The 5,274-nt window shown below is 72.1% G+C and carries 6 protein-coding genes and 1 pseudogene; 1 reads left to right on the top strand and 6 read right to left on the bottom strand.

The window, feature by feature from the left end:
- Positions 1-886 (top strand): DUF5667 domain-containing protein (locus tag CCN56_RS33960; protein WP_086831676.1); only part of this gene is annotated, 886 nt, incomplete at its 5' end.
- 114 nt (positions 887-1,000) lie between these two features.
- On the opposite strand, the gene CCN56_RS33955 is transcribed toward CCN56_RS33960, so the two are convergent.
- The 6 genes and pseudogenes from CCN56_RS33955 to CCN56_RS33930 all read right to left on the bottom strand — a co-directional run.
- The gene (locus tag CCN56_RS33955) at positions 1,001-2,020 is read right to left on the bottom strand and encodes a lysophospholipid acyltransferase family protein (RefSeq protein ID WP_086831675.1); all 1,020 of its coding nucleotides are present in this window, start codon (positions 2,018-2,020) and stop codon (positions 1,001-1,003) included.
- Between the two features lie 15 nt (positions 2,021-2,035).
- Entirely contained in the window at positions 2,036-3,094 is a 1,059-nt protein-coding gene (locus CCN56_RS33950; protein ID WP_086831674.1) for an NAD-dependent epimerase/dehydratase family protein, read from the bottom strand.
- A 157-nt stretch (positions 3,095-3,251) separates the two neighbouring features.
- Positions 3,252-3,350: a 30S ribosomal protein bS22 gene (locus tag CCN56_RS33945; RefSeq protein WP_003948845.1), complete on the bottom strand. Its 99-nt coding sequence runs from the start codon at positions 3,348-3,350 to the stop codon at positions 3,252-3,254.
- 163 nt (positions 3,351-3,513) lie between these two features.
- Entirely contained in the window at positions 3,514-3,723 is a 210-nt protein-coding gene (locus CCN56_RS33940) for a helix-turn-helix domain-containing protein (protein ID WP_030223786.1), read from the bottom strand.
- Between the two features lie 127 nt (positions 3,724-3,850).
- Positions 3,851-4,666: a phosphatase gene (locus CCN56_RS33935; RefSeq protein ID WP_086831673.1), complete on the bottom strand. Its 816-nt coding sequence runs from the start codon at positions 4,664-4,666 to the stop codon at positions 3,851-3,853.
- Positions 4,667-4,766: 100 nt separating this feature from the next.
- Positions 4,767-5,274: pseudogene (locus tag CCN56_RS33930) on the bottom strand (acetoin utilization protein AcuC); the annotation flags it as partial.

Below are 5,274 nucleotides of genomic sequence, written 5' to 3'. Positions count from 1 at the left end.
CCTCGCCGCCGGCGGCCTCACGGTCGGTGTGGCGGCGGGCGCCTTCGGCGGAGTGGCCGCTGCCAGTTCCGACGCCCTCCCCGGTGACTCGCTCTACGGACTCAAGCGGGGCATGGAGGACATCAAGCTGGGCATGGCGGACGACGACGCGGACCGCGGCGGCATCTACCTCGACCAGGCCTCCACCCGCCTCAGCGAGGCCCGCCGGCTCATGGAGCGCGGCCGCGCCGGGGAGCTCGACCACGAGTCCCTCGCCGAGATCCGCCGCGTCCTGGGCGGAATGAAGCACGACGCCGCCGAGGGCCACCGGCTGCTCCGCGAGGCGTACGACCGGGACGGCGAGATCGGCCCCATGGCCCGGCTCAACTCCTTCGCCCAGGCCCACCGGGACACCTGGAACGGCCTCCGCGACCGGCTCCCCGTCCAGCTGTCGGACGTCGGCAGCGAGGTGACGGACGTCTTCGACGCCATAGACGAAGACGTCGAGCCGCTCCAGTCGGTGCTCCCCCGCACCCCCGAGAAGGGCGCCGTCGGGTCCGAGGGACCGCGCACCAGGCCCGGCACCCCGAGCGGCACCCAGGGCACGGACACGCAGCATCCGCCGGCCGGCCACGAGGCGTCGCCCTCGGGCAGCCACTCCGCCGCGCCCCGCCCGTCCGGGCCCAGCACGGGAACGAGCCCGAGCACGGGCAGCGGCACCGCCTCCCCGGAGGAGGACGGTCTCCTCGGCGGCAGCACAGGCGGACTGCTCAATCCCTCCCCGACGGGCACACCGACGGCCCCCACCGAGGGCCAGTCGACCCCGGACGTGCCGGACGTGACCCTTCCGCCACTCCTGCCGGGCCTGCTTCCGGGCCTCGGCATCGACAGCGAGGACGCTCGCTAGCAAGAAGAAGGGGCGCCCCCACGGACGGGGGGCGCCCCTTCTTCCATGCGACCTTCCGCGCGACGGTCAGAAGAGCACCGGCTCAGAGGAACGCCGGCTCAGAAGAACACCGGCTCAGAAGAACACCGACCGCCGCTGCACCAGCAGCTTGTACAGCGTGTGCTGGATCTGCTCCCGTACCTGGTCCGTCAGGTTGAACATCAGCATCGGGTCCTCCGCCGCCTCCGGCGCGTACGAGTCCGTCGGGATCGGCTCGCCGAACTGGATCGTCCACTTCGTCGGCAGCGGCAGCGCCCCGAGCGGCCCCAGCCAGGGGAAGGTCGGGGTGAGCGGGAAGTACGGGAAACCGAGCACCCGCGCCAGGGTCTTGGCGTTCCCGAGCATCGGGTATATCTCCTCGGCCCCCACGATCGAGCAGGGCACGATCGGCACCCCGGCCCGCAGCGCCGTCGAGACGAAGCCGCCCCGCCCGAACCGCTGGAGCTTGTACCGCTCCCCGAAGGGCTTCCCGATGCCCTTGAAGCCCTCCGGCATCACCCCGACGATCTCGCCGGAGCGCAGCAGCCGCTCCGCGTCCTCCGCACAGGCCAGCGTGTGCCCCGCCTTGCGGGCCAGCTCGTTGACGACGGGCAGGACGAAGACCAGGTCCGCCGCGAGCAGCCGCAGGTGCCGCCCGGCCGGATGGTGGTCGTGGACGGCGACCTGCATCATCAGCCCGTCCAGCGGCAGGGTCCCGGAGTGGTTGGCGACGATCAGCGCCCCGCCCTCGGCCGGGATGTTCTCGACGCCCTTCACCTCCACCCGGAAGTACTTCTCGTACAGCGGGCGAAGGAGCGACATCAGGACCTGGTCGGTGAGCTCCTCGTCGTAGCCGAACTCGTCGACCTCGTACTCGCCGGTGATCCGCCGCCGCAGGAACGCGAGCCCGCCCGCGAGCCGCCGCTCCCAGCCGCTCCCGCCGCCCACGGCCGTCTCGGGCCCTGGCCCTGGCGCCGGGGCCTCTGCGGGCTCCTCCAGCGCCTCCTTGGGCCCCGGCAGGGCCCGTACGGCCGCCGCCTCGCCCTCGGCCCTTGCGGGCCGCCGGCGGGCCCGTGGGCGGTCGTCGTCGAACGGAATGACCTTGGCGTCCGCCATCGCAGTCGGATCTCCTCAGGCGCCGTGATGAAGGGTGGAAGCGTCAGTGGGGGCGAGGCGTCCGGCGAGCCGGTCCACCGCCCCGGCGAGCAGCTCGGGCGGCAGCAGCCCGGGCCCCCGGCCCCGCGCGAAGTCCGCGAGCGCCTCCGCCGTCGAGTAGCGCGGCGAGAAGCCGAGGACCTCCCGGGTCTGGACCGTCGAGACGACCCGGCCGTGCGTGAGGAGCCGGATCTGCTCGGGCGCGAAGTCGGTGATCCCGACCGTGCGCAGCGCGGTGCCCACCCAGGTGACCGCGGGCAGCAGCACCGGCACCGTCGGCCGTCCGAGGCGCCGCGCGCACTGGGACAGCAGCAGCACCCCGTCCCCGGCCACGTTGAACGTGCCGCTGTTCTGGGTCGCCCTGCGGGGCTCGTGGGCCCCCAGGCGCAGGACGTCGATCACGTCGTCCTCGTGGACGAACTGCAGCCGCGGGTCGTAGCCGAGGACGGTCGGCAGCACCGGCAGCGCCAGGTACTCGGCGAGCGGGGAGTCGATCCGGGGCCCGAGGATGTTCGCGAACCGCAGCACGCACACCGCCACGTCCGGCCGGCGCCGGGCGAAGCCCCGGACGTACCCCTCGACCTCGACGGCGTCCTTCGCGAAGCCGCCGCTCGGCAGGGACTTCGCGGACGTCGTCTCGGTGAAGACGGCCGGGTCCCGGGGCGCGGAGCCGTACACGCTCGTACTGGACTTGATCACGAGCCGCCGGATCCGCGGCGACTTCTGGCAGGCGCCGAGGAGCTGCATGGTGCCGATGACGTTGGTCTCCTTGACCGACGTCCGGCCGCCGCCGCCGAGCGCCGTACCGGTGACGTCCAGATGGACCACCGTGTCGACGTCGTGCTCGGCGAGGACCTTGGCGATCTCGGGCCGGCGGATGTCCGCCCGTACGAACTCGGCGGCGCCGAGCTGGTGCGCGGGGTCGACCGCGTCCACGGCGATCACCCGCTCCACTTCCGGGTCCCGCTGGATCCGCCGCACGAAACGGCCGCCCAGATGCCGGGCGGCACCGGTGACGAGCACGACCTTGCCCAAAGCAGCGCCTTCCGTCCGTCACTCCCGTTGGTCGACACCGTAGCGCCTCGAGATTTCCACGGGATAAAAGCCGCGGCACAAAGGCAAAGGCGTGGCCCTCCACCGCGAACGGTGAAGGGCCACGCCCGACGCAAAACGCTGCGAAGCAGCTGTCGCCTTACTTCTTGTTGCGACGCTGAACGCGCGTGCGCTTGAGCAGCTTGCGGTGCTTCTTCTTCGCCATCCGCTTGCGCCGCTTCTTGATAACAGAGCCCACGACTACCCTCGCTCACTTCTCGGAACATCCCCGCCTCCCGGCGGGGATCGGTGCGGGGCGTCTGGGCCCACACGACCTACGTCGGCCTAGCCTACCGTCCCGAGCACCGCGCAAGTAATCCGAGGGCCGGACTCCGCTCACCGGCTGTTCGGCCGCGCGCTCGCTACGCGGTCCCCACCCCCACGAAGGACTCCCTCAGGTACTCGTGAACCGCCTGTTCCGGCACCCGGAAGGACCTGCCCACCCGGATCGCCGGCAGATGACCGCTGTGCACCAAGCGGTACACGGTCATCTTCGAGACGCGCATCACCGAGGCGACTTCCGCCACGGTCAGAAACTTGACCTCGTTGAGAGGTCGATCGCCAGCAGCCATGACCCACCTGTACCTTCCGCCGCGACGCCCACCGGCTTCCCCTCCGGTGACTCTTCGTCGCCGAGCGCTCACTCTCCAGACTAGGGGCGGGTGGTACGAGTGGGGAAGAGGAGCTGCCATCGGCCGTTTACCGTGACAGACACGCTCGATTGAGTACATAGCGCGTGAGCGGGAGGTACGAGGCGGAGCGCACGCCGTCATCAAGCGGAACGGCCACCGACACCTGTCCCTCCGCCTCACCGACGAACAGCGCCGGATCATCCGTATCGGCCAGACCGATGGCCTCGATACCCAGCTGACCTGCCCCGCAGACCCATCCGTGGTCCCCCACCACGAGCTCCGGCAGCGGCCCGCCGCCGTCGGCCGCGCTCTCCAGAGCGGCCCTAACCGGCAGCGGCGAGTGGGAGTGCGCCCCCGGCACGCGCCCGTTCCCCGACGGCCCGGGTTCCCGTACCAGCGCGACACCGCGTACGTAGTCGAGGAGGTACGTACGTACGCCGAACCGGGTCGTTATGTCGACACATCGCCCCTGCGCCGGTGTGAGGACAAGACATCCCGCCGCCGACAAGGCGTCTGCGAGAGCGACGTAGAAACCGAGCAGACGGTGCGGATGACCCGTCCCGAGGAGCACCGGAACCCGCCGCGCGGCCGCCGCACCCAGGCGCGCCGCGAAGGCGTCGAGCCCCCGCACCGTACGCTCCGGATCGATGACGTCAGGACCCGACCGGTGCGCCGGATCCCCCGACACCCCGCACTTGTCGGCCATCAGCCGCAGCAGACCGGCCTCGTCCCACCCCCACGCGGGGTCGAGCCCGAGCAGCACCCGCGGATCACGCGCGGCGAACAGCCGATAGCTCCGCAGGTTCTCCTCCCGCGAGGTCGCCACCGTGCCCGCCAGGCCCGCCGCCAACAGATGCGCCCGCAGCGCCCCGGTACTCCACACCCGTCCGATGCTGCCGGAACACCACCGCACGGGGATCCAAACCTCCCGGACACCCCACCGTCGGCGTAACACCCAGCAGAACGTTCCCTTGGCCCGGCGGCTAGGCCAGCAGCCCCCGCAGCGGGAAAGCCGCCTTCCGCGTCGCGAGCACCGCCTGGTCGAGCCGGTCCGCCGGGTCGTACCCCTCGGCCCAGTCCCGGAAGCCCACCGGCCACCGCCCGTCCGTCATCCGCGCCGGCCCGAGCTGCCGGGTCCGCGCGTACACCTCGTCCCGCCAGGACGCCGGGATCACCGACTCCGGATCCACCGGAGCGTGCGCCGCGATCCCCACCAGATGCGTCCACGACCGCGGTACGACGTCCACCACCGCGTACCCGCCGCCGCCGAGCGCCAGCCAGCGCCCGTCCGCATACTCGTGGGCCAGCTCGTGACAGGCCTCCTGCACCGCCCGCTGCGCGTCCAGCGACACCGCCAGATGCGCCAGCGGATCCTCGAAGTGCGTGTCCGCCCCGTGCTGCGTCACGAGGACCTGCGGCCGGAAGTCCGCGAGCAGCTCCGGCACGACCGCGTGGAAGGCCCGCAGCCACCCCGCGTCCCCCGTCCCGGCC

Source organism: Streptomyces sp. NRRL B-24572 (assembly GCF_002156145.1).
Lineage (GTDB): Bacteria > Actinomycetota > Actinomycetes > Streptomycetales > Streptomycetaceae > Streptomyces > Streptomyces vietnamensis.
Note: the sequence above shows the minus strand (reverse complement) of the source record. Positions and strands in the feature narration are given on the sequence as shown.